This window comes from Kribbella sp. NBC_01245 (genome assembly GCF_036226525.1).
Classification (GTDB): Bacteria; Actinomycetota; Actinomycetes; order Propionibacteriales; family Kribbellaceae; genus Kribbella.
In genome coordinates, this window is record NZ_CP108487.1 from 783,928 (window position 1) to 807,858 (window position 23,931).

18 protein-coding genes are annotated in these 23,931 nt (G+C 67.2%); 16 read left to right on the top strand and 2 right to left on the bottom strand.

What is annotated here, in order from left to right:
- Window positions 1–7 precede the first annotated feature (7 nt).
- From OG394_RS03345 to OG394_RS03380, 8 genes are all read left to right on the top strand, one after another.
- On the top strand, window positions 8–1,381 hold the full coding sequence (locus OG394_RS03345) for a hypothetical protein (RefSeq protein ID WP_328993332.1): 1,374 nt from the start codon (window positions 8–10) through the stop codon (window positions 1,379–1,381).
- A gap of 22 nt (window positions 1,382–1,403) precedes the next feature.
- Window positions 1,404–2,279 carry a MurR/RpiR family transcriptional regulator gene (locus OG394_RS03350; protein ID WP_328993333.1) on the top strand — a complete coding sequence of 292 codons (876 nt, stop codon included), beginning with the start codon at window positions 1,404–1,406 and terminating at the stop codon, window positions 2,277–2,279.
- Between the two features lie 11 nt (window positions 2,280–2,290).
- A complete protein-coding gene (locus OG394_RS03355; protein WP_328993334.1) occupies window positions 2,291–4,525 on the top strand; it encodes an FAD-dependent oxidoreductase in 2,235 nt (744 codons plus the stop codon).
- A gap of 108 nt (window positions 4,526–4,633) precedes the next feature.
- Window positions 4,634–5,467, top strand: a complete 834-nt coding sequence (locus OG394_RS03360; RefSeq protein WP_328993335.1) for a DUF6597 domain-containing transcriptional factor — start codon at window positions 4,634–4,636, stop codon at window positions 5,465–5,467.
- Between the two features lie 54 nt (window positions 5,468–5,521).
- Window positions 5,522–6,835: an FAD-binding oxidoreductase gene (locus tag OG394_RS03365; protein ID WP_328993336.1), complete on the top strand. Its 1,314-nt coding sequence runs from the start codon at window positions 5,522–5,524 to the stop codon at window positions 6,833–6,835.
- A 17-nt stretch (window positions 6,836–6,852) separates the two neighbouring features.
- On the top strand, window positions 6,853–7,458 hold the full coding sequence (locus OG394_RS03370) for a dihydrofolate reductase family protein (protein ID WP_328993337.1): 606 nt from the start codon (window positions 6,853–6,855) through the stop codon (window positions 7,456–7,458).
- Window positions 7,455–8,372, top strand: coding sequence for an NAD-dependent epimerase/dehydratase family protein (locus tag OG394_RS03375; RefSeq protein ID WP_328993338.1), 918 nt, complete (start codon window positions 7,455–7,457; stop codon window positions 8,370–8,372). Before OG394_RS03370 ends, OG394_RS03375 begins: the two co-directional genes overlap by 4 nt.
- A 257-nt stretch (window positions 8,373–8,629) precedes the next feature.
- Complete coding sequence (locus OG394_RS03380) at window positions 8,630–9,115, top strand: carboxymuconolactone decarboxylase family protein (protein WP_328993339.1); 486 nt, start codon at window positions 8,630–8,632, stop codon at window positions 9,113–9,115.
- Between the two features lie 589 nt (window positions 9,116–9,704).
- Here OG394_RS03380 and OG394_RS03385 read toward each other — a convergent pair.
- Window positions 9,705–11,114, bottom strand: a complete 1,410-nt coding sequence (locus OG394_RS03385) for an FAD-dependent oxidoreductase (protein ID WP_328993341.1) — start codon at window positions 11,112–11,114, stop codon at window positions 9,705–9,707.
- 166 nt (window positions 11,115–11,280) lie between these two features.
- Here OG394_RS03385 and OG394_RS03390 point away from each other — a divergent pair, with 166 nt between their 5' ends.
- From OG394_RS03390 to OG394_RS03410, 5 genes are all read left to right on the top strand, one after another.
- Window positions 11,281–12,462 (top strand): alpha/beta fold hydrolase, encoded by a 1,182-nt coding sequence (locus OG394_RS03390; protein ID WP_328993342.1) that lies wholly within the window; start codon window positions 11,281–11,283, stop codon window positions 12,460–12,462.
- Window positions 12,463–12,480: 18 nt separating this feature from the next.
- A complete protein-coding gene (locus OG394_RS03395) occupies window positions 12,481–13,308 on the top strand; it encodes a GDSL-type esterase/lipase family protein (protein ID WP_328993343.1) in 828 nt (275 codons plus the stop codon).
- Window positions 13,309–13,408: 100 nt separating this feature from the next.
- On the top strand, window positions 13,409–14,230 hold the full coding sequence (locus OG394_RS03400; protein ID WP_328993344.1) for an alpha/beta fold hydrolase: 822 nt from the start codon (window positions 13,409–13,411) through the stop codon (window positions 14,228–14,230).
- Between the two features lie 9 nt (window positions 14,231–14,239).
- Window positions 14,240–16,255: an ATP-binding protein gene (locus OG394_RS03405; protein ID WP_328993345.1), complete on the top strand. Its 2,016-nt coding sequence runs from the start codon at window positions 14,240–14,242 to the stop codon at window positions 16,253–16,255.
- Window positions 16,252–18,489, top strand: coding sequence for a WD40 repeat domain-containing protein (locus OG394_RS03410; RefSeq protein ID WP_328993346.1), 2,238 nt, complete (start codon window positions 16,252–16,254; stop codon window positions 18,487–18,489). The genes OG394_RS03405 and OG394_RS03410 overlap by 4 nt, the downstream gene beginning before the upstream one ends.
- 16 nt (window positions 18,490–18,505) lie before the next feature.
- On the opposite strand, the gene OG394_RS03415 is transcribed toward OG394_RS03410, so the two are convergent.
- Window positions 18,506–19,984, bottom strand: a complete 1,479-nt coding sequence (locus OG394_RS03415) for a hypothetical protein (RefSeq protein WP_328993347.1) — start codon at window positions 19,982–19,984, stop codon at window positions 18,506–18,508.
- 322 nt (window positions 19,985–20,306) lie between these two features.
- Between OG394_RS03415 and OG394_RS03420 the strand changes: the two genes are divergently transcribed.
- The 3 genes from OG394_RS03420 to ligA all read left to right on the top strand — a co-directional run bounded on the left by OG394_RS03420 (window position 20,307) and on the right by ligA (window position 23,913).
- Window positions 20,307–20,786 carry a pyridoxamine 5'-phosphate oxidase family protein gene (locus tag OG394_RS03420; protein ID WP_328993348.1) on the top strand — a complete coding sequence of 160 codons (480 nt, stop codon included), beginning with the start codon at window positions 20,307–20,309 and terminating at the stop codon, window positions 20,784–20,786.
- Between the two features lie 88 nt (window positions 20,787–20,874).
- Window positions 20,875–21,846, top strand: coding sequence for an alpha/beta fold hydrolase (locus OG394_RS03425; RefSeq protein ID WP_328993349.1), 972 nt, complete (start codon window positions 20,875–20,877; stop codon window positions 21,844–21,846).
- Between the two features lie 72 nt (window positions 21,847–21,918).
- The gene (gene ligA, locus OG394_RS03430) at window positions 21,919–23,913 is read left to right on the top strand and encodes an NAD-dependent DNA ligase LigA (protein WP_328993350.1); all 1,995 of its coding nucleotides are present in this window, start codon (window positions 21,919–21,921) and stop codon (window positions 23,911–23,913) included.
- The last annotated feature ends 18 nt before the right edge of the window (window positions 23,914–23,931 follow it).

Consider the following 23,931-nt stretch of genomic DNA (forward strand, 5'->3'; position numbering starts at 1 on the left):
AGTTGCTGTGAACGTCTCAGGTGTCTTCCCGCATCTCGCCCAGGTCGGCGACTTCGGTCCGCCGCGCAGCGAGCTCGGCGTCGGTTCGCTGATGCCGTGGAACGGGAAGCTCTACGTCCAGAACTACAACTCGCACAAGGCGCCGTCCGGTGCCGGGGTGAGCCTGCGCCGGATCGACCAGGACCTGTCGATGGAGATCGTGCCGGAGACGCTGGGCGTGGACGGCACCTACACCAACCGGTTCGTGCACTACCCGACCTCGAAGCTGGTCCTCGGACCGCACGTCATCGACACCGATCACAAGATCGTCACCATCCCCGAGCTCCAGCCGCTGCGAGTCTGCGGCACGTCGCGACACCTGACGAAGCCGGATACCCATGTCTACGTCCTCGCGATGGAGGGTGAGCTGCTCGAGCTGGACCTGACGACCTACGAATGCACCCGGCTCTTCGACCTCAACGACGAACTCGGCACCGACGGTGAGATGAAGGTCCACTACAAGGATTGCTACACCAGCTTCGGCCGGCTGGTGGTTTGTTCCAACGAGTACGCCGAACCCGAGTGGGCCGGCGTCCGTTCGCGGGGACGATTGGCCGAGTACGACGGTCGGTCATGGCAGGTGCTCAGGGCGGATCCGTTCACCGCGATCGGTGGCCGGCACGAATTCGGCGGCACCATTTTCGCGGCGGGCTGGGACCGGGCGTCGGCGATTCTCGAGGTGTTCACCGAGGCCGACCAGCGCTGGACGCGGTACCGGTTGCCCAAGGCGTCGCACTGCTTCGACCACAAGTGGCAGACCGAGTGGCCGCGTATCCGGGAGGTCGAACACGAACGGCTGCTGCTCGACCACCACGGCATGTTCTACGAACTGTCGCCCTGGGCATACGGCGGGCGGATCTGGGGGGTGCGGCCGGTTTCGACCCACCTTTGGGTACTGGGCGACTTCTGCTCGTGGCGCGGGATGCTCGTCGCCGGCGCCGACAACGCGTCACCGAGTCACGGGCTCAGCCCGACCACGGCCGAGCCGCAGTCCGGGCTGTGGTTCGGGAAGACGGACGACCTCTGGAGCTTCGGCAAACCGGCCGGCTGGGGCGGTCCGTGGTGGGAGACACCGGTGGAAGCCGGTGTGCCGTCCGATCCGTATCTGATGACCGGCTTCGATGGGAAGTGCCTGCACCTGGAGTGCTTCGGTGCGGAGTCGCTGACGGTCACGGTCGAGATCGACTTCCACGGGCATGGGCGGTTCGGTGCGGTCGAGCGGCTGACGGTCGAGCCGGGGCGGATCCGGACGTACGTCTTCGCGCCCGGGTTCAGTGCGCACTGGGTCCGCGTGGTGAGCGACACCGATGGTGTGGCGAGTGCCCAGTTCGTCTATACGTGATGATCGCTGAATGGGATCTTCGATGGAGAGAGCCGACAGCCCAAGTCCACTGCAGCTGGTCAGACGTGCGCTGCCGGATCTGCACGGCGCGACGCAGCGGGTCGCCGAGCACATCCTGGCGAACCCGGACGAGGTTGCGCGTGGGTCGATCACCAAGCTGGCCGAGAGCGCCCAGACCTCGGCCGCGACCGTGTCCAGGCTGTCCACGCATCTCGGGTTCGCCGGTTACCCCGCGCTCCGGGCCGCTCTGGCGATGGAGATCGGCCGGGGTCTCGAGGCGGGCTGGGCGAGTGACATAGGCCTGGCGATCGGGCCGGCGGATCCGCCCGAGCAGGTCCTGAACGTGCTGGCGTCGACCCAGGCGAACGCTCTCCGCAATGCGTTGGGCGCGATCGACCTGGCCGCCGCGACGCGGGTCGCCGATGCCATCGCGGGCGCTCGCCGTACGCATATCTACGGCGAATGGGGTGACGCGATCCCGGCGCGCGAGCTGTACATCCGGCTGCTGCGGATCGGGATCCCGGTGTGGTTCTTCGACGGACCGCAGTCGGCGCAGATCGCGGGAGGGCTGCTGGCCCCGGGCGATGTCGCACTCGTCGTCACGCGTTCCGGGACCGATCCGACCACGTTGGAGTTCATCAAGCAGTCGAAGGCCCAAGACGCCCTGACCGTCGCGATCACCGGTGTCGTGAACTCGCCGATCGGGCGAGTCGCCGAGGTGGTCGTCGACACCGGTACGGCGGCCGGTGGGACGTGGACCGAGTTCTTCGCCGGCCGGGCCAGCGACACCTTGACCGCGGGACTGCTGTTCGTCCTGGTCGCGCAGCGCGTCCCCGATCACCTCACCGCCAACCATCCGAATGGTCCGGGGCAACCCGTCGTACATCCAGACACCTGAAAGGTCTGTGCATGCAGCAGCTCGACGTCCACACCGATCTGACCGTCGTCGGCGGAGGTCTCGCCGGAATCTGCGCGGCGATCGGCGCCGCCCGGCAGGGCAGCACAGTCGCCCTGGTCCAGAACCGGCCGGTGCTCGGCGGGAACTCCTCCAGTGAGGTGCGGGTGTGGGTGTGCGGGGCGACCGCCCACGGTGTCCAGCACTTCGCCCGGGAGACCGGGATCATGGGCGAGCTGTTCGTCGAGAACCAGTACCGCAATCCGGAAGGCAACCCGTACTACTGGGACCTTGTGCTGCTGGAAGCGGTCAGGGCGGAGCCGCGGATCTCACTGTTCCTGAACACGGACGTGCGGACCGTGGATGCCGCGGATGGCGTGATTCGATCGGTCACCGGGTGGCAGCTGGGGTCGGAGAAGGAGATCACGTTTCATAGCGCTGCCTTCGCCGACTGCTCAGGTGACGGGTTGGTCGGTCATCTCGCCGGTGCGGACTATCGGACCGGTCGCGAACCTCGGTCGATGTACGGCGAGTCCTGGGCGCCGGAGGTGCCGGACGGCAACACGTTGGGCAGCACGATCCTCTTTTACACCAAGGACACCGGCGCGCCGGCGCGGTTCGTACCGCCGTCCTTCGCGCGGGACATCACCGCCACCGCGATTCCCGATCGCCGGATCATCCGGACGGACCTGAACGGCTGTGCCTACTGGTGGATCGAGTGGGGAGGTGAGTTGGATGTTGTCGACGACAACGAACGGATCCGGGACGAACTGCAGGCGGTCGTCTACGGGATCTGGGACTACATCAAGAACTCTGGCCACTTCGACGCGGACAACCTGACCCTGGAGTGGATCGGTTCGGTGCCGGGGAAGCGGGAGTACCGGCGGTTCCTCGGGGACCACGTGCTGACGCAGCACGACGTACTCGAGCAGATGTCCTTCGAGGACCGAGTCGCCTTCGGTGGGTGGTCGATCGACCTGCATCCTGTCGGTGGTGTCTATGCGTCCGAGCGCGGTTCCAAGCACTGGCATCCCGATGGGAGCTACCACATTCCGTTGCGGTCCTTGTACTCGCGGAACATCGCCAACCTGTGGATGGCGGGGCGGAACATCAGCGCGAGTCACGTGGCGTTCGGTACGACGCGCGTGATGGCGACCTGTGCCCTCCTCGGGGAAGCCGTCGGTATCGCCGCTTCTGTGGCCCTACGCAACGGTCTGGCGCCGCGCGAGCTGGCGCGCGACCGCTTCGAGCTGATGCGGCAGGCCCTGACCCGCGCCGATGCCTCGGTGCTGGGGGTCATCGACGACGACCCGGCCAACCTTGCCCTGACCGCCTCCGTCTCCGCGTCGTCCACCCTGACTCGTCCGGCCGTCGAGGTCTCCTCCGGAACCTTGCCATTGACCACTGACATCGCGATGGTCGTCCCGGTCGATCCCGCGCTTCATGGCCTGCAGTTGCTGGTCGACGCGTCCGAAGATGCCGTACTGACCGTCGAGCTGCACGATCCGCTGAAACCCCAGAACTACCTGCCGTTGGCGCTCATCGACTCGGCTGAGGTCTCGGTGACGGCGGGGGAGAAGCGGTGGATCGACGTACCGCTGGAGTGGCGTCCGGACAAGCCGGCCAACGCGATGGTGGTCCTCAAGCAGAACCCGGTGATCGCGGTCCACACCGCCGCGTCCGCCCTGCCCGGCATGATCTTCCTCGCCCACCGCGACCCGGCTCCGGACGAGCAGTGGACCGAACAGTTTCGCGCCTGGAAACACATCCTCCCCCGAGCCGGCCTGTGCCTCCGCCTCGGCGAAACCTCGGCGTACTCCCCGGACAAGGTCATCGGCGGCTACTCGCGCCCCTACGGCGGCCCGAACCTCTGGTCCTCCGAAGACCTCGCCTGGGACCCCAGCCCGTGGATCGAACTCACCTGGCCCACGCCGGTCGAGATCGCGGAGATCGTTGTGATCCTCGACGCCGACCTCGACGAAGACCTCATCAACCTCCACCACCACCGCACCCCCTTCGAATCCCTCCCCAGCCTCCTCAACTCCTACATCCTCGAAGCCCGCCAGGCATCCGCCGACTGGCGGCCCATCGCCACCATCACCAACAACCACCACCGCACCCTCCGCCACTTCCTCCCCGCCCCCGCCCGGCTAACCGACCTCCGACTTCGCTGCCTCACCACCAACGGCACCCCCAGAGCCCATGTCGTCTCGATCCGCGCGCACGGCGCTTCACAGTCTGGTGGCTAGCCGGTTAACCCGAACCGGCTGCTGCCGGAAGACTTCGGCGTCACCGGCGCGGTGGTCCGCGGCGTCTGATCGGTTGTGGTGGGCCGGTTCGGTGCGAGGATTACTGGTATGGATTCGTACGTCGAGCGTCCGCCGTCGCCGGGGTTGGCGGGCGTGGTGCGGACGGTCTGGATCCAGCGCACCGGTGCGGCGCCGTACGTGCAGCGGCACTTGCCCACGGGCGGGGTCGAGATCCACTTTCCGATCGGTGGCCGGCCCCAGCTGGTCGGTCCGCTGACCGGTCCGGTGGTCGAGGTCCTTCCGGCGCACACGACCATCGTGGGTGTGCGGTTCCATCCGGGGACCGCGCCGCCTCTCCCAACCGTGCTTGACGACTTGGTGAACCAGCGCTTGGGCCTGGGGGACCTGTGGCGAAGTTCGGCGGATCGCCTTGTGGAGGCGATGGCGCTGGCCGGGACGCCTGAGCGGGCACTGGCGTTCTTGCAGGCCCATCTCCTGCAGGAGTTTCGAACCAGGGTCCATGTGGATCCGCTGATGGGCGAAGCCGTGACGGCACTGATGCCGTGGCAGCCGGTCAATATCGACGCCCTGGCCGCTCATTTGGCACTATCCCCGAGCCAACTGCGCCGCCGCTGCCTGCAGGCAGTTGGGATGAGTCCCAAGGTCCTTCAGCGGACGCTGCGATTTCAGGGATTCCTCGCTCTGGCTCAGGCCGGCGCCGCCGCAACGGGCCGGCGTGGCGCAGACGGCATGGCGGGCCTGGCAATCGACGTCGGGTACGCCGACCAGGCACACCTCAGCCGGGAATGCCTCCGTCTGACCGGTCTCACCCCGCGCCAGCTCCTCGGCGTCAACGCCGATCGGTGCGCCTGCGACCATGACCACTCCGGGTCCTACCTGCCCTTCCTGGCCAGTCGTAGCAGGCAGCCGCTCCGAGTCTGACCCTGCGCGATTTGTTCAAGACCCGGCGTCGCGATGGCCCGTAGTTTCGAACTTGTGTCCGACCTAGCCGAGTTCGCCGATTCACTCGACGGCGAGTTGTTCAGCCCAGACTCACCGGGATACGACGCGATTCGCCGCCCGGTCAACGTCGCCTATCGGGAGGTGCGTCCGCGGCTCGTGGTTCGCTGCCTCTCGGTCTCGGATGTCGTTGCCGCGATCAGGTACGCGACAGCCACGGGGGACCGGATCGCGCCTCGCGGCGGGGGACACTGCTTCTCGGGCCGATCGTCGACGCACAGGATCGTGCTCGACCTATCCGGCCTCGATGGCATCTCCGTGGCAGCCGGCGGGATCGCCACGATCGGAGCCGGCGCTCAACTGGGTCCGGTGTACGCGGGGTTGCACGCCTATGGCCGGACGCTGCCGGCCGGGTGCGGCCCCACTGTCGGCATTACGGGCCTCACGCTTGGCGGCGGGATCGGTCTGCTCGGGCGCAAGCATGGGCTGACTTGCGATCGCCTTGTCGGCGTACAGATTGTGCTCCCGGACGGCAGCGTCGTGGATTGCGACGACGACCACGAACCGGACTTGTTCTGGGGTTTGCGGGGCGCGGGCGGCGGCCAGTTCGGGGTGGTCACGTCATTGCGGTTCGACACCGTCCCCGAGCCGATGACCACTCGCATCGAGGCGCACTGGTCGGACGTTGCTCTCGAGGAATTGGTCTCAGCCTGGCAAGCCTGGGCACCGGACGCCCCGGACGAACTCACCGTCAACCTCAGCCTGGTGTCGGAGCCCGGCGCGTCTGTCCAGGCCACCCTCTTCGGAGCGTCCACTCTCGAGGAGGGACCGACTTGCGAGCTGCTGCGTGAGTTCATCGATCAGGACTCGGCGATCGAGTTGCGCGCGGGTTTGCCGTACAGCCAGCTGAAGAGCACCTTTGCCGACCCACGAGAAGTCCCCGAAAGTGCCCTGCGGATCAGGTCGGAATTCTTCTCCCACTCGATCTCCCGCAGCACCCTCGCATCGCTCCTGACTCAGCTCGGCGAGCCGAGGACCACGGGCCGACGGCAGATGTCGTTCACCGCGATGGGCGGGGCGTACAACAGGGTTGCCGAGGGCGCCACCGCGTTCGCCCATCGCGGCGAACGCTTCCTGCTCGAGCACATCGCCGAGCCGGCGGATCCTTGGGTTGATTCTTCCTGGGCGACCGCCCATGCCGACAGCTCGGGACGCGTCTACCTCAACTTCCCCGACCCTGCGCTTGACGACTGGGCAGCGGCGTACCACGCGGGCAACTACCCCCGGCTGACAGATATCAAGAAGGCCTACGATCCGCACCGATTCTTCGACTTTCCCCAAGCCATTTGATCAACAGGAGGAGAGATATGAGCAAGGTCTTCGCCGGCCACGCGGTCTCGGTCGACGGCTATATCAGTGGTCGCACTCCCGACGGCGAAGAGGAATTTGGGCGCGGTTTGGGTGACGCGCCGATGCTTTTCGACTGGTACATGGACGGGGATACGCCGAGCGAGGTGTTCGCCGGATTCAAGCTGAGCGAGCCGAGTGCCCGGTTCTTCGACACGATCGCGGCGCGAGTGGGCGCGACGGTCGCGGGGCGCACCACCTACGAGCATTCCAGCCATTTCGGCGGCGGCAGCCCGCACCCGACGGCGCCACTCTTCGTCCTCAGTCACCGGCCCGCCCCTGAGATCAGCGAGCAGCAGACGCTCATCAGCACCGGCATCGAGGACGCGATCGCGGCGGCACGCGAGGTTGCCGGGGGCAAGGATGTCGCCGTGATGGGCGGCGGTGCGCTGACCTCCGCGCTGGCAGCGGATCTGGTCGACGAGGTGATCCTGCACCAGGTGCCCATCCTGCTGGGCGGCGGTCGCAGTCTCTTTCAGGAGGTCCCGAAGCACGTACGCCTCCGTCTGCTGGAGGCCATTCCGGCGCCCGGCGTGACCCACCTCCACTACGAGGTGGTCCGATGATCCTCGTCACCGGAGGGCTGGGCATGATCGGCGCCCACACCGCCCGCGCGCTCGTCGACCTGGGACACGAGGTCGTCGTCACCTCACACCGCCGGGCCGAGGTCCCGTCGTTCCTCACCGGCAAGGTCGTCGTGGAATCCCTCGACGTCACCGACCGGGATGCGTTTCTCGCCCTCGGCGATCGCCACGACATCAGCGACATCGTCCACCTCGCAGGCAGCATCCCCGAGGATCCGGTCCAGTTCTTCCGCACGGATATGGCCGGCCTGCTCAACGCGCTGGATGCCGCCCGCACGTGGGGCGTCCGCAGGTTCGCGGTCGCCAGCAGCCTCGGCGTGTACATCGGCCGGACCGAAAACCCTTGGCACGAAGGGCTGGAGCTGCCTACCGCGGAGCTGCCGCATCTGATCGTCGCCTACAAGAAGGCCCTCGAGCCGCTCACCACGCACAGCCTGCAAGGCAGCGGCGTCCAGCCGGTCGTACTCCGGATCGGGACCATCTGGGGACCGCTCGTCGACCCGGAAACGCCGTTCTACTACGTCCCGCCGTACATCAGCGCCGTGCTCCGCGGTGAGAAGCCTCAGCCGCTGTACGCCGACGACGGCGGTGACAGCTGCTACGCGCCTGACGCTGGGCGCGCGATCGCCCTCCTGACGACCGCGGAGACCCTGCGGCACGACACGTACAACGTCTCCAGCGGTCGGCCGGTCACCAATCGCGAGTTCGCGCAGGCCCTGCAGGCGATCACCCCCGGCCTGCAGCTCGACCTTCTGTCCGGACGCGAGGCGGGGCCGGGCGACAACCCCTACCTCGACACCACCCGGCTTGCCCAGGAGACCGGCTTCGCACCGGACTTCGACGTCGCCGCGGCGGTCGCCGACTACGTCGCCTGGCGCGCCGCCAACCCTCGCTGAACTCGCCAACCTTCGCTGAAGTCGCTGAGGGAGCACAGCGCGAGTTGGCCATGAAGTACGCGGGTGAGCCGTACCCCCGCGGCGAAGAGCGCGTCGTGCGTGTCATCGAGCCCGACCGCCAGAAAGTCGGTATGGGCTGTGCGGGCCGTACTCGCTTGTGGCGTACGTCATGCGACCGAGCTGTCACAGGGATCGAGTCGCGGGCGTCTTGTGCTCGTCAGTGCATCCGCACGGAGCTCACGAGTGAGGACGAAGTCATGGAAACCCGTTTGGACCTGTTCAGCAACGAGATGGGTATGAAGTTCGCCAAGCGTTTCGCCGGCCTCGGCATGGTGCTCGAGCAATCTTCGCTGCCGAAGGCCACGCAGGAGTTGGTCAGCCTGCGCGCCAGCCAGATCAACGGCTGCGGTTGGTGTATCGACATGCATACCAAGGAGGCTTCGGCCGCCGGCGAAACCGCGGTCCGGCTCAACCTGGTCGCCGCCTGGCGCGAGTCGACGGTCTTCAGCGAGGCCGAGCGGGCCGCGCTGGCACTCACGGAGGAGGGGACTCGGCTCGCCGACGCTCACCAAGGCGTGTCCGATGAGACTTGGGCCCGGGTGCGCGAGCACTACGACGATGACCAGATCGCGACGCTGGTCTCCCTGGTCGCCATGATCAACGCGGCCAACCGGCTCGCCGTGATCCTGCATCAGAAGGGCGGTTCCTACCAGCCCGGCATGTTCGCCGGCGCATTCAACTGAGCCGTCGCGTTCAGCCGAGCCGCCGCGCCCAAGCTGAGCCTCCGCGTTCGGCTGATCGGCACCTCGGTCCGGCTCCCTCGTCCAGCGGGGGAGCCGGCGAGGTTCTTTGACCCTCGCTCGGATGTGTGGGCACGCGAGCCATTTGCCGGACACCAGCGCAGCCAAAAGTCCAGGGCGGAGCATTTCAACCTGCACGGCTGCATGGTTTTGGTTGCGCTGGTGTCCACGCCCGGACCGCCAGGTCCACACGGTGGCCCGAGACAGGCCGAACGGGGCCGAATACGGCGACCGTGTGGTGCTGGGGGTCCGCAAACCCGCAGGGCGTTCACCGCAGAACCCGCGAGGTGTTGGGAATAGGGGATTCGCCGTGTACTGCATCCCATGGCCAACCGGGGCCGAGGCGCTTCCGCGGCGAGCGAGGTCGACCCCGGAACCCAGCGACCGGCCTCCCCATCTCCGCGAGTGGTCGCGTCTGCACCTTCCTCCCATCTCCACCTTCCGCGAGTGGTCAGGGTCGGACGCGACCACTCGCGGAAGAAGGGGAGGCGGCCGGCGGTGCGACCCGTGCATCTGACAGAAGAGCCGGGCTTTACTCCGCCATCGTCGTTGTCAGTTGCTTGTCGACGACGAAGCCGTTCGAGACGGCGGCCGGGCGGTTCCGGCTCCGGCTACGGAGTACGCGGGGCATGAGGCGGGGCGAGAAGAGGGCTTGTGGCTCGTCGATCAGGTTGAGTACCCGTAGGAACGCGGCGCTCACGATCGGATCGTCGGAGACGGCTGCCAGGACGCGATCGAGGTACTTGTTGACGACCCGGTCCATCCAGGTCTGGCTCGCGCCTACGGTCGTCGGGTACCGCAGGTCCGAACCGGTGGCCAGCATCCACGGACCCTTGGCCCGCGCCGCGATCGCACGCTGCGCCCCTCGGAGTGCGCGGGACAGGTCGGCCTGGGAGCGGCAGCCGGCGAGGATGCCCGCCAGTACGTCCGCCTCTTTCGCCGCGACCGTCATGCCCTGGCCGTACGCGGGGTTGAACGCGCAAAGGCTGTCGCCGATCACGAGGAGCCGTCCCGGCATGGCCAGCTTCTCGTAATGGCGCCAGCGATTCGCCGTACGGCGATAGCCCCAGATCGGCGAGACCGGCTGGGCGACGCCGAGGACGTCGGCCAGCAACGGGCTGCGCAGACTTGCGGCGAAGTCGCGGAACCCTTGCTCGTCGGTCGGCGGGTAATCGCCACCGCCACCGATCAGCGTCAGCACCCAGCGATTACCTTCGATCGGGAACATGATGCCGCCGCGTGGCTGGGTCGGCGGCGCGTTCTGGATGTAGACGGACTTCCAGCGAGCGCTGAACCCGGCGGGGATCTCGAACAACCTCGTCGCGTAGCCGAGGAACGAGTCGACGGTGCTTTCCTCGGGAGTCGCGAAGCCGAGCGCCCGGAGCCACTCCGGCAGTTTCGAGCCGCGTCCGCTCGCGTCGACGACGAGATCGGCGGACAAGTCGACCGTCGTACCGGTGTGCCGGCCGCGCAGCGTCAGCCCCGACACGTCGCCCGTAGGCCCGAGCCTCAGTGCGGTGACCTCTTGCTCGGTGCGGAAGCTGATGTTGGCAACCTTCTCGACGTGGCTCCGCACGGTCCATTCGAGTAGGGCGCGGGTAGCGGAGACGAGGCGCTGTGTCGCCGGGAGCGGTTGGGTCCAGCGGTTGGCCGGGGTCAACCAGGCGATGTCCGTCGGTAGGTTCATGGGCACTGCGCCGGCGGTGAGCAAGTCGCTTTCGACGCCCGGGAGCAGGCGCTCGACGACCTCCATCCCGCCAGCCCAGAACGAGTGCACGTGGCGCGCTTGTGGCACGCCTTTGCGGACGTCCGGGCCGTCCGGCAGCCGGTCTCGTTCGATCACGGTGACCTGGTCGAAACGGTCGCTCAGCACTCGAGCGGTCAGGATGCCAGCCATACTCCCGCCGATCACCACGGCGTGGGCCAGTCGGTCCTCGTTCATTCTTATTCCCCCTCGGAATGGTCCGGGGCGGCCACCCGGCCGCGTCCCGTCGGATCACGGTGGCAGCGCGTCGTACGGGAGTCATGAAGAAGATCTGCAGAGCGTCCCGAGAACGGCTGGAGACCACGCGGCCCGTTCGTGGCACACTCTCGATCAGGGGGAACTGATGACTTATCGCTTCCACGACTGCGAAGTGGATCCCCGCGGATTCGTGATCCGGCGGGGTGGCGATCAGGTGCGCGTCGAGCGCCAGGTCTTCGGTGTCCTGGTCCACTTGATCGAGAACCGGGACCGCGTCGTACCGAAAGTCGAGCTTCTCGACGCCGTCTGGGGCAACCGCTTCATCAGTGACTCCGCGCTGACCAGCCGCCTCAAGGACGCTCGCCGCGCGGTCGGCGACGACGGGCAACGGCAGGAAGTGATCGCCACGGTGCACGGCGTCGGGTACCGCTTCGTCGCCCCGGTCGAGGTCGTGGGCGAGGCCGGCTCGCTTTTACCGGCCGCGCGCCAGGCCCAGGAGATCCAGTACTGCCACTCGCCGGACGGGGTGCGGCTCGCGTTCGCGGTCTGTGGCGAAGGCCCGCCGCTGGTCAAGGCCGCGAACTGGCTCACCCACCTCGATCACGAGTGGAACAGCATCATCTGGCAGCACTGGATCCAATGGCTCGCCGGAACGCACCAACTGATCCGGTACGACGAACGCGGCTGCGGGCTCTCGGACTGGGACGTGACCGAGTTCGGTCTCGACGCGTGGGTCGAGGATCTCGAACTGGTGGTCGACTCCGCGGGCGTGGACCGGTTCCCGCTGCTCGGCGTGTCCCAAGGCGGCGCGGTGGCGATCAAGTACGCCGAACTGCACCCGGAGCGCGTCAGCCGGCTCATCCTGGTCGGCGCCTACTGCCGCGGCCGGCTCGCCCGCGCCCGTTCCGAGGAGGAGCGGCAGGAGGCATCCCTCGATCTCGCGCTGGGCCGGGTGAGCTGGCGCCGCGACGACGCCGCGTTCCGGCAGGTGTTCGCCAGCCAGTTCCTGCCGGACGCGCCGCGGGAAAGCTGGGACGCCTTCAACGAGCTGCAGCGGGCGACGACGTCGGCGGAGAATGTCGTCAGGTTCCTGGACGCGTTCGCACACCTCGATGTCTCGGACGTCGCACCGAGAGTTCGCTGTCCGACGCTGATCGTGCATTCACGGCGTGACATCCGGGTGCCCGAATCTCAGGCTCATGAGTTGGCGAAGCTCATTCCGGGCAGTCGCCTGGTGTTCTTGGACAGCGGCAATCACATCATCACCGAGCACGAAGCCGCGTGGCCGGTTCTGGTCAACGAGGTCAACAGGTTCCTGGCAGCCTGATTAGGGGAGGGGATTGAGATGGGGAAGTACGCGAGGTTGTGCGTTGCCGCCCTGGCGGCCGTGGTTGTTTTGGTCGGCTCGACGCCGGCACTCGCTGGACCGTCGGACAGCGATCGCTACTACCTGTCGCTCGGTGACTCGCTGGCTTTCGGCTTTCAAGGGCCGAAGGTTGATGCGGGGCTGCCGCTTAACGCGTTCGAGACCGGCTACTCGCACGTTCTGGCAGGTCGCCTCGAGCACGGAGGCCGGCCGTTGACGCTGGTGAACTACGGATGCCCTGGCGAGTCCACGACCACCTTCACCGCCGGCCCGTGTCCGTGGAAGACCGCGGGTCGTCCGCTGCACGATCCGTTCGTCGGCTCTCAGGAAGAGGCCGCGCTGGCGTTCCTTCGCGGCCACCGTGGCAAGGTCGACGTCATCACCCTTTCTTTGTGGGGCAACGACGCCAACGCTTTTGTTGCCTCATGCAACGGCAACTTGCAGTGCATCATCGACGGAGCACCCGCCGCCATAGCCGCGATCGCGTCGAACCTCTCCCGCACGCTGGCCCACATCCGCCAAGCCGCCCCAGACGCGCGAGTCGTCGTACTCGGTGCCTACAACGCCAACATCGGCACCTTCCCCCTGACCCACCCGATCATCCGCCAACTCAACCTCGCCCTAGCCGACGCCGCCGCGACCAACCGAGCCGCCTTCGCCAACCCATTCCCAACCTTCAACCCCGACGGCGACACCGGCGCCGCCCTCTGCACTCTCACCCTGATATGCACCCACGCCGACGGCCACCCCTCCGACACCGGCTACCTCGCAATCGCAGCCCTACTCCACAACCAACTCGCCAACTAACTCCCGGCCGGTCGAATACCGCCTGTGCTCGTGTCTTGACAGTAGTGCGGCCCGGCCGGATTGTGGATTTGCGAGGTGGGGTCGTCGAACGGTGGGGGACATGGTCGACGTTGTGGGCATTCATGGGATCAGTCAGCAGCAAGGTGGTCGCCTCCAGGTGCTCGAACCGTGGCGGCTTGCCCTGGGGGACGGTATCGAGCGAGCACGCGGGCGCGTTTTTCCCAAGCCCAGCATGGATCTCGTGTACTACGGCGACCTGTTCCTCTCGGATTCGGACTCCAAGGGTGGTCAGGACGACCTGGAGCTCGATTCCGACGCGATCGCGTTCTTCGCGGCGATCCAAGACGAGGTGGTGCACGAGGACGAGCCGGACACTCGGATGTCCAAGGGGATGAAAGGCGTACCTCCGCGGCTGGGCAAACTGGCGAACTGGGTCGAGCAGCGCTTCGGCGTCGCAGGTCGGCTGCTGTTCTTCGGCGATCTTGTGCAGGTGCGCCGCTACCAGAGCGATGACGACCTCGCGAACGCTGTGCACGACCGGATTCGCGAGGCACTCGCGGACCGCCCGTACATCATGGTCGGTCACTCCCTCGGCAGCGTCGTCGCGTACGAGGCCTTGTGCACGATCCCGGACCACGGGATCACGACGCTGGTGACAATCGGCTCGCCGCTCGGGTTGCGCAGTCTTCGCGAAAGGCTGCGCCCAGCAGCAAGACGTCCCGGTCCGCCGCCAGGAGTGGAGACCTGGGTGAACATCTACGACAGCAGAGATCCGGTCGCGCTGGCCGGTCCTCTGCAGCCCTACTGGTCGGCCGTAGTGGACCGCGTCGTGGACAACGGCAACGAACCACATGCCGCAACGCGCTACCTGGGCAAGCTGGCCACCGGTGCCACGATCGCCGACTCCCTGACCGTCGCCTGAGGTCGCCGTATGAGCATGGATGACGTACTGCGTCGCCGCTTCATCGCGATAGCCACCGATACGTTCGTTGCGAATGCCGTCTATCCACCACTCGACGTCGAGTCGGAAGTCGCTGCGGTCGCTGGTTGGCTCATGGACGAGGCCTTGCAGGATCGCCGGTTCTCCAACGAGGGATACGAGCCGCTGGCCCGCTGCCCGACGTCCGACCAGATCAAGAAGCTTGTCACCGGCGCCGAGCTCAGCGCCGGCGACGCGGTGTTCCTCTATGTCACCGGGCACGGCCAGACCGAACAGGGCGTGCACTGGGTCGTCCTGCACGATAGCCAGCCGGGCAGGCTGTCGCACCGGTCGTTGAGTACGGCGGATCTGATCAGATGGATCGCGGCGTACACGGATCTCACGCAGGTCGTCGTCATCGTTGACCTCTGCCAGGCGGCGGACGCTGTTGACGAGCTCCCAGCGGCGCTCCAACGCGATCTGCCGGAAGGATGGTTCGTCCTGTTCACCGCGCCGGCCGGTCGCGATGCCGGCCTCGGAGCCTTCTCGGGCGAGCTCCAGACGCTGATCGCCGATTACCGGGAGGGCCGGGTCAAGGAGAGCAACAGCCTCGACGAGTACCTCGATGCGTCCCCGTTCATCAGGACTCTGAAGCAGCGGATGGCGGTACGGCATCGCCAGAAGATCACCGTCATCAACGAGCCGTACGGGTCGAGTGTCTGTCTGCCGAACCCCAGGTTCGACTCGGCCCGGGTGACTCCTGTCGCGACCAGCCCGGCCCGCCGCGATCTCGCCGTACTGCAAAGTGCGCTTGACACACATTGGCTGCATCGTGCCCCAGTGACGTCTGAACAGGGTTCGGTCTTCACTGGCCGGAAGCGGTTGATGAATCGCTTGATCGAGTTCGCCACCGGTGCGCCCGGCTCCCTGATCGTCACGGGCCGGGCGGGATGCGGGAAGTCCGCCGTACTGGCCCGCTTGGTCACGTGCAGCGATCCGATGTTTCGCGAGCAGTACGCCGACGCGGTGGCCGTGGCCGAGCCGGTTCCCCCGATCGACTCGGTCGACGTCGCCATCCTCGCGACCGGCAAGACCCAGAACCAGATCGCCCGTCAGCTCGCCGAATCCCTCGGCGCGGCGGCACCTCCGGGCAATACCCTCGACGACTGGATCACCGCGATCCTGAGCGAGCTGTCTCGCCGTGATGAGCCGCCAACGGTCGTCATCGACGGACTCGACGAGGCAAGTGATCCGACCGCGGTCGCGCTGGCCCTGCTCGAGCGGCTCAACCCGCCACGGGCTCGGGGCATGCGGCTGTTGATAGGTGTCAGGTCATCCGGATCCGGGGCGGCCGAGGTTCCTGGCGGTCGCCAGTTGGCCGACGTACTCGTCGCTGCTCTGGCCGCGGACCGGCTGCGAGTCGACGCGGACGAGTTCTGGGAACACGAGGATCTCGCGAGCTATGCCGCCCAGTTGCTGGCTCGAGGCAGTACGCCCAGCAATGAGCAAGTCCAGCTGGCCGACCGGATCGCGGCCCAGGCGGAACGGTCGTATCTGCTCTGCGGACTGGCGGCCCGTCACCTGACGGACACGCCGCCTGGCGGGGTCGACGACGAGCGGTTGCGCGAGGTTCTCGGGACCGGGATCAACCAACTGGTGTTCGACGATCTGCAGACCTCGATCGCCGACATACGCGCCAGGGAGAAGGTCTGGCGGCTCTTGCGGGTGGCGGCACTCACCTTCGGACGTGGCGTTCCCTGGCGCGATGTCTGGCCTGCGGCCGCGTCCGCCGTCGATGGGTCGGAGGTGATCGATTCGAGCGATGTCCAGTGGCTACTCGCTCATCGGGTAAGTGGCTATCTCATCCGCGACGTGGAGGACGGCGCTGTCGTCTACCGGCTGTTCCACGACGAGCTGAGAGAGGCGCTGGCCGCGGGGCGAGTGGGAGCGTCCAGTCGGGAGGATGCCCAGAGAGCCATTACGCATGCCCTGCTGGCAATGTCCGGGTGGAATGGGAGGCTGCGATGACCGAGGTGCCGCCGTACGTGCGTAGACACCTGGCCAGCCACGCAGCAGAAGCCGGAATGCTGGAGGAGATCCTGGATCCGGAGAAGCTCCCGTACCTCGATCCGGTCCGCGTGGCCGAGCTACTGCGGTTGACACAACCTCCGTCGTACTCCGAGCTGTGGCAAGTCCTGGGCGCTTGGCGATCCGTACGACATCGCCTGTCCTGGGAGGATCCGCGCGGCAACGCGGCCGCGCTCGACGCCGCGCTGCTCGCCAACGGCATGGTGCCTCCGACCAGGAGCGGACCAGGACTGACCTGGCGGCCACGCTGGTCCACCTGGATGACCGGCGGCACCGTCGTCAGTTCCCCGATCGGCCCTGGCGAGGGAGGGCGACCGACTGCGGCCTTCGGATTCATGGCCGGTCGTGTGGTCCTGGCAGTCGGCGAAGTCAGCGGCGACGTGTCGCTGTGGGAGGCGTCAACGGGACAGGTCCTGGGTGAGCCGCTGCGCAGCCCAGCCGAGCTTGGCGCAGTGGCGATGCGTGGAGCAACGCTCGCCGTCATCAGCCGCGGGGGTCGACTGACGATTTGGGACGCCACCACGCGGGCGCGACTGCACGATCTCACGCTCGATGGCGGCCCCTTCCGAAGTATCGCGATCGCGGAGTGGCGGGGCCGGTACGTCGTTGCCGCCGCAGGTGGGACGGGCCTGTTGTCTTTGCATTGGGCGGATTCGGGCCTTTCGGCGATGGGATCGATCCAATCGCCGGGGGAAGTGCGCTCGGTCGCTCTCGCGGAGACCTCGCTCGGGTTGATCGCAGCTCTTGGGCACGGGCATAGCCAGGCGATCGTGACGCTCTGGAACCTCGACGCCCCGGAGCCGAGGCTCCCTGAGGTCTACGCCGGCGGCGAGGTCAACGCCGTGGACCTGCTCGAGGTCGCGGATCACGAGATCCTGGTCGCCATCGGCACCGAGGCTGGGTTGGCCAGTGTCTGGGAGTTCGGCACGAGGCGCAGGTTGTGCGGCCAGCCTTGGCGGTACGACGCCGAGGTGCGCGCCGTCGCTCTCGGGCTGGTGGAGGGGACGCCCACGCTTGCGGCGGGCGACATGCACGGAACGGTTCACCTAGGCCCAGTCGGCCCAGCGGCCGCGGGCACACACCTACCGCACCCGGACGCGATCACCTCGATCGAGTTCGGACCTGTCGACGGGCGGACCATGCTGGCTTCCGCTTGCCTGGACGGCAACACCCGGCTTTGGGACCCCGTCCAGCCGTCCGCCGCGCGGGTCCCGGCGGAGGGGCATGCTGGGTCGATCGTACTCGTGCAAAGGACCCCCACCGGGGTGCCGGATGTTGTCACAGGCAACGATCTGGCAGTCGTGCAGTGGTGGTCCGGTGCTGAAGGTCGCCTGCTGGGGGAATTCGCCGTTGCCCGTCAAGCGCCGGTGAGGACGGTGAAGCAGTCCCGGAATCCGGTCGCGGACGTTGCGGCCGGCTACGTTGACGACCGGCTGATCGCGCTCACGTCGTACCAGGGGACTGTTGAGCTCCTGGAGTTCGACGATCCGTCCTCCGAACCACCCCGCGTGCTGCACCAGTACCCGGCGAAGGATCGACGCTGGCGACCGGTGACGCTGTACGTCGGTGCCGGCCGCGCGTTGTTCACCGCCCAGGAAGACTGGTCGAGTCCGGTCCGGGTGTACGACGCCTTCACCGGCCGGCCGGCCACACGACAGCACGCTGTGCCTGATGGCTCGACCGTTCGCGGGTTCCATCACGGTCTCGGGCGCTTGTGGCTCGCCGTCACCGAGGACGACCAACTTCTGCGATTGATCGAGGTGGGGCGTCGCGTTCGGCAACTCGGCAGACCGATCCGAACCCAGTCCTGGAACGTCGCCGTCGCGTTGGGTGTGCTCGAGGGTGACGACGTACTCGCTGTGCTCACGCCCGGGCTGCTGCGATTTTGCGATGCGAAGTCTGGAACGGACCGGATACCTCCCGTCGAGACATCCCTCACCTGCTGGGGAGTGAAGTTCGCGCGACTGGGGGAACGCGACCTCGTACTCACGGGTCACCACTCCACTATTCGGGTCTGGAACCCGTATACCGGCCGCATGCTCACGAAACTGGCGTTCGGCACCCCCATCGAGAGCATGGCGGTGTCTTCCGCAGCCGACGGTTCGCTCACCGTGGCAGTCGGCGGCCCAGGCCTTCTGCTGACGAACCTGCGCGAGCCGCAACCACCGCTGTGATCCTGGGCTCCTCTGGTCAGGAGTCCCAGATCGGGCCGAGGGCTGGGATGCCCAAACGCTCCATCCCGTGTACGACCGACCACGTGACCTTCTTGTTCGACACGCAGATCACGGCCTCCGCGTTGGAGGACGAGTACGCCGAGTAGGCCAGCTTCACCATGTCGGGTTTGCCGTGCGCGTCGGTGTCCCAGATGAGGGTGTCGGGTTGGGCGGCCAGGATTTCGTCGACCAGTTCCTGCCCGTACGTCTTCACCGGGTCACGCGTTACCCACACCAGCTTGTACGGCACCCGGGCCGCGAGGACATGCGCGAGGACGGGCCCGATCCCGCTTCCGGTGACTACGTAGACCACTCGGCGGAAGACCGTGCCGTAGTTCGCCATCCCGGCGGTCGCGACGCCCCGTACCCAGACGTGTGACGGTGGGTTGTCGATGAAGTCCCCGGTCCAATCGCCGGCCCGGGACACCGCCATCCGGAACCCTGGTGCACCCGGCGTCGGGATCACCGCGAAGCTGTGCCACTGCCGCAGCGGATGCCGCGAGATCGACCGCGTGGACCCGGCCATCGGCCTACCACGACCACCCCGCACCAGCGCGACATGCGACGACGGCCGCACGACGTCGATCGGGATTCGGCGCAGCAGCATCCACGGCACCAACGAGCTGAGCGTCGTGAGCACCAGCACCCACACCGTCGGCGTACCGGCCAGTGCCGTCGGCAGGGACTCGGCGCCGCGCCGCTCGTCCACGAGCAGCACCGCGCCGATCCAGAACAGCACCGACAGCCCCCACCCTCCGAACCGGTGAACCCGCTCGAACAGGTCGTGCCGCGTGGCCCGGAACCCTGGCCGGGCAGTCATCACGATCGCCAGTAGCAAGAGCGTCTGCACGTAGTACACGAGCAGCAACCCCAAGCCCACCTCGCCGGTCGCGACGACGGTCAGCCCCAGAAACCACAACGTCCCGCACACGGCGCCACCCACATGCAGCCCACCCAGGTGGTACCCCTTCGCCAACGTCCATCGCAGCCGCAGCGGCCACGACTTGGGCACCTTCATCACCGCCCGGGAAAGCCAATTCACGAAGAACTGCTGCCGCACCAGAATTCCCAAGGCGAAATTCACCTGAGTCACCAGCGCGACATTTACCACCTCGAGCCACCAGTGATTTCCCAGTCCCCACCCGAAGATCACCAGGTTGACCATCAACACGAGCAAAGCCAACCGATTGCTCTGCATCAACCGCGGATGTTTCAAAACCCGCCGCCGCCAAGGCAGCGCCTCCGGCAACACCACATCCGGCAACCCGGGGTCCCACCGAATCTCCGGCAATCCCTGCGCCGCTTCGACAGTCCTCGCGGCCCGCGTGCCAACCCCACCCGCAGCCTGCGCCCGCGCCAGCCGTTCAGCCGGCCGCCCGTCATGCCCCAACTTCCGACTCGCCTGGCATTCCACCCCGCCGCGCCCAGCCAACGACGACACCCGCACCGCACCCATGAAATTCCCCCAGAATTTCCGAACCACCCGAAATTCGCCGCATTCATCGAATCCCCACCCGATGACCCACTCCGGCGCCGAGCCTCAATCAACCCGGTAATGCAGGTAGAGACGCCCCTTCACCCATTCGAGTTCGCCCCCACCCCTGTGTCGAACCCCACTGCAACCAAACCTTCACAATCCACTCCAGCCACCAGCCCCAAACCCGCTGGGCCGCGGCGGACGTACTGTGGGGCCCAAGATGTGCTTTGGCGGACGAACTCAGCCAGGCGGCTGAGGGCGCCCGGGTATTCCGCGACCGACCGACGATTGGTGGGGGCGTATGGCTGATGCGCTGGCAGAGTTGCAGGATCGGACCTTCAGTCGCGCGACCGCGGCGACTGCCAAGAGCTATCCGCCGGAGCGTCGACTGACTGCCGAGCAGCTGACGAGTTACCTGAGCCGTCGCGAGTACGCGGTGATCGGTTCGACTCGGCCGGACGGTCGGCCGCATGCGTCGATGTCGATGTACATCAGGAGTGGCAGCGCGTTCTGGCTGCCGACGATGGCGGGGTCGGTCCGCGCCATCAATCTGCGGACGCAACCGTGGCTGACTCTTGTCGTCGCCGAGAACGATGACGACACCCACATCGCGGTCATCGCCGAAGGTCCGGCCGAGGTCGTCCCGCTGGATGACTTGCCCGGCGACGTACGCGCGGTCGTCGATCGGCAGTACGCGTACGTCTGGAAGTGGGTCGACGCCTGGATCTGGGTCAAGACCGAGCGGGTGCTGTCGTACGCAGCCGAAGCCGCCCAACCCTAGAACCCCTCGCCGCTCCAAAGGACCAGTGGCCCTCGCCGTCGGTAATTTGGCCTTGTTCTGTGAGGCTATCCGTTAAGGGGCGGGCGACATGGACATCAACAGGCGAAGGGCATTAGGGCTCGGGGCAGGCGTGGCGGCGGTCCTGACAGGTGGAGCAGCGCAAGCGGCGCAGGCTCAAGCGCAGGCGGGCGCGCCATCCGATGAGGCGCTGGCGAGATCGCTCGGTCTGCGCAGCCGGTACGCACAGGTGAACGGCGTCCGGCTGCATTACGTGACGGGCGGTTCGGGGGAGCCACTAGTGCTGGTTCCGGGCTGGCCGCAGACCTGGTGGGCGTGGCACAAAGTGCTGCCGGCGTTGGCCGAGCGCTATCAGGTGATCGCGCTCGACATGCGCGGTATGGGCGGCTCGGCCAAACCGGCCGGCGGGTACGACAAGAAGACGATGGCAAGGGACATCTTCGAACTGACCCGGCACCTCGGCTTCGGCAAGGTGAACATCGCCGGCCACGACATCGGTTCGATGGTGGCGCACAGCTTTGCCGTCAACCACGCCGCGGCGACGGACAAGGTCGTGCTGATGGACGTCGGCCACCCTGATCCGAGCCTGTACGACATCCCGTTGCTTCCGCGGCCGCACGAGGGGCTCAACCTCTGGTGGTTCGCCTTCAACCAGGTACAGGGACTGCCCGAACAACTCGTGGCGGGGCGTTCGCGTTTCCTGGTGGATCACCTGTTCGACACGATCCTGATGGACCCGGCCTCGATCGGTGAGCGGGACCGCCGGATCTACGCGCAGGCGTACGCCAAGCCCGACGCGATCCGTGCCGGGAACGCCTGGTACCAGGCCTTCCATACCGATATCGCCGACTTCGCGACGTACGGCAAGATCACCGCGCCGCTGCTCGGTCTGGCGTCGGAGTACAGCTACGACTTCATGCAGTACGTCTGGGCCGGGCAGGGCACCGACGTGCGAGTCCAGAAGGTGCCGAACACCGCGCATTTCCTCGCCGAGGAGAATCCCACCGCCGTCCTCTCGGCCCTCACCACCTTCCTCGGCTGAGCTTCAGCATCGTGTATGCCGAGGCGGGCGCGGTAGCGGATTTTGTCGGAGGTGACCGGTAGCGTTCTCGTCGTGGACGTTGGGAAACGCATTCAGGAGCTCGCTGACCAGATCGTGCTGCTGCGCGACGCCTACTACCAGGGTGCGCCGGCGGTGGCGGACGCGGAGTACGACACGATCGAGGACGAGCTGCGCACGCTGATCGAGTCGAACCCGGAGCTGGCGCCGGATCCGAACCCGTTGGACCAGGTCGGTGCGCCTGCAGTGCTGCATGCGCCGGTCCGGCACTCGCGGCCGATGCTCTCGCTGGAAAAGGCGACCCGCCCGGAGCAGGTCGAGGCGTTCTTCAACCGCTTCCCGGGCCGGTCTGTTGTCGTCATGCCGAAGCTGGACGGGCTTTCCCTGGCACTGGTCTACGAGAACGGTCAGCTGGCGCGGGCTATCACGCGTGGCGACGGGACGACCGGTGACGACGTGACCCCGCTGGTGCGGGCGTTGGCCGACGGCGTACCGACCAGAGTCGACGCGCCGGGCCGCGTCGAGGTTCGGGGTGAGGCGGTCATGTTGCGCTCCACCTTCGCCGCCTACAACGCCAACCACCCGGACAGGCCGCTGATCAACCCACGCAACGCCGCCGCCGGCACCCTGCGCGCGAAGGATCCGGCCACGGTCGCCGAGCGCCGCCTGCAGTTCCTCGCGTTCGACCTCCACACCGATCCCGACAGCACGGACTCCGACCTGGACCGGGCGTTGCAGGCCCTCGGGTTCACGGCCGCCGACATGCAGCACTGCGATGACGCGGCCGCGGCGCAGGCTGTGATCACCACGATCGAGAAGCAGCGCAACGACTTGGACTACGACCTCGACGGCGCCGTGCTGCGACTGGCCGATCGCGGCGCCTTCGCCGCGGCCGGGACCCGTTCGAGCTCGCCGCGCGGCGCACTGGCGTTCAAGTTCGCCGCGGAGGAGAAGACCACCGTGCTGGCCGACGTCGTCTGGGATGTCGGGAAGACGGGCAAGATCGCCCCGGTCGCGTGGCTTGAGCCGGTCTTCGTCGGCGGTACGACGGTCACGCGCGCCACGTTGGCCAATCAGGAGGTGATCCGGGCCCGCGGTATCAAGATCGGCGACACGGTTCTGGTGCGTCGAGCCGGTGACGTGATCCCGTTCGTCGCCGGAGTGCTCGACGCGTCCCGGCGTACCGGCGCGGAGCGCGACATCGTGCCGCCCACCACCTGTCCGTCCTGCGCGCAGCCGTTGACCGAGCAAGGCAACAGCCGAGAGTTGTTCTGCACCAACGTCGCCTGCCCGGCCCAGACCGTACGACGGCTGATCCATTGGGCCTCCCGGGCAGCGGCCGACATCGACGCGATCGGCGGGGTGTGGATCGAGCGCCTGGCCGAAGCGGGGATCCTCGAGCACCCGTCGGACTTCTACCGCCTGACCAAAGAGAGACTGTTCGAGTTCGACCGCATCGGCGAGATCTCCGCCACCCGGATGATCGAGTCGATCGACAACAGCCGCCAGGTCGGCCTCCGTCGCGCCCTGATCGGACTCGCCATCCCGATGGCCTCGGAAGGCACCGCAGCGCGCCTTTGCCGCGCGGGCTTCGGTTCCTTGGAAGAGGTCGCCGAAGCGGGCGAGGATGGGCTTGTCGCCGTGGACGACATCGGACCGAAGGTCGCCGCCTCGCTCGTCGAGCACCTGGCCCGCCTCCGACCCGAACTCGAACGCCTTCGCGAAGCCGGGGTATCACTCGACGTCCTCGAGGAAGACCTCCCACCCGTCGTCGCCGCGGGTGCCCCTCTGGCCGGCAAAACGGTCGTCGTCACCGGCGCGATCAGCGACCCTCGTTCCGGCGAAAAGGTCGCCCGGCCGGCTTTCCAGCGTCTTTGTGAGAACGCCGGAGCCACCATCGCCTCGTCAGTCTCAGCCAGCACCGACCTCCTCATCACCGGTGCCGACGTCGGCGCCTCCAAACTCACCAAGGCCGAAAAACTTGGCGTCGGAGTCGTCGACCAAGCCGAAATCTGGCGCCAACTCTCCGCCGCAGGCATCACCCTCTGACACCGGCGTGCGCCGCGA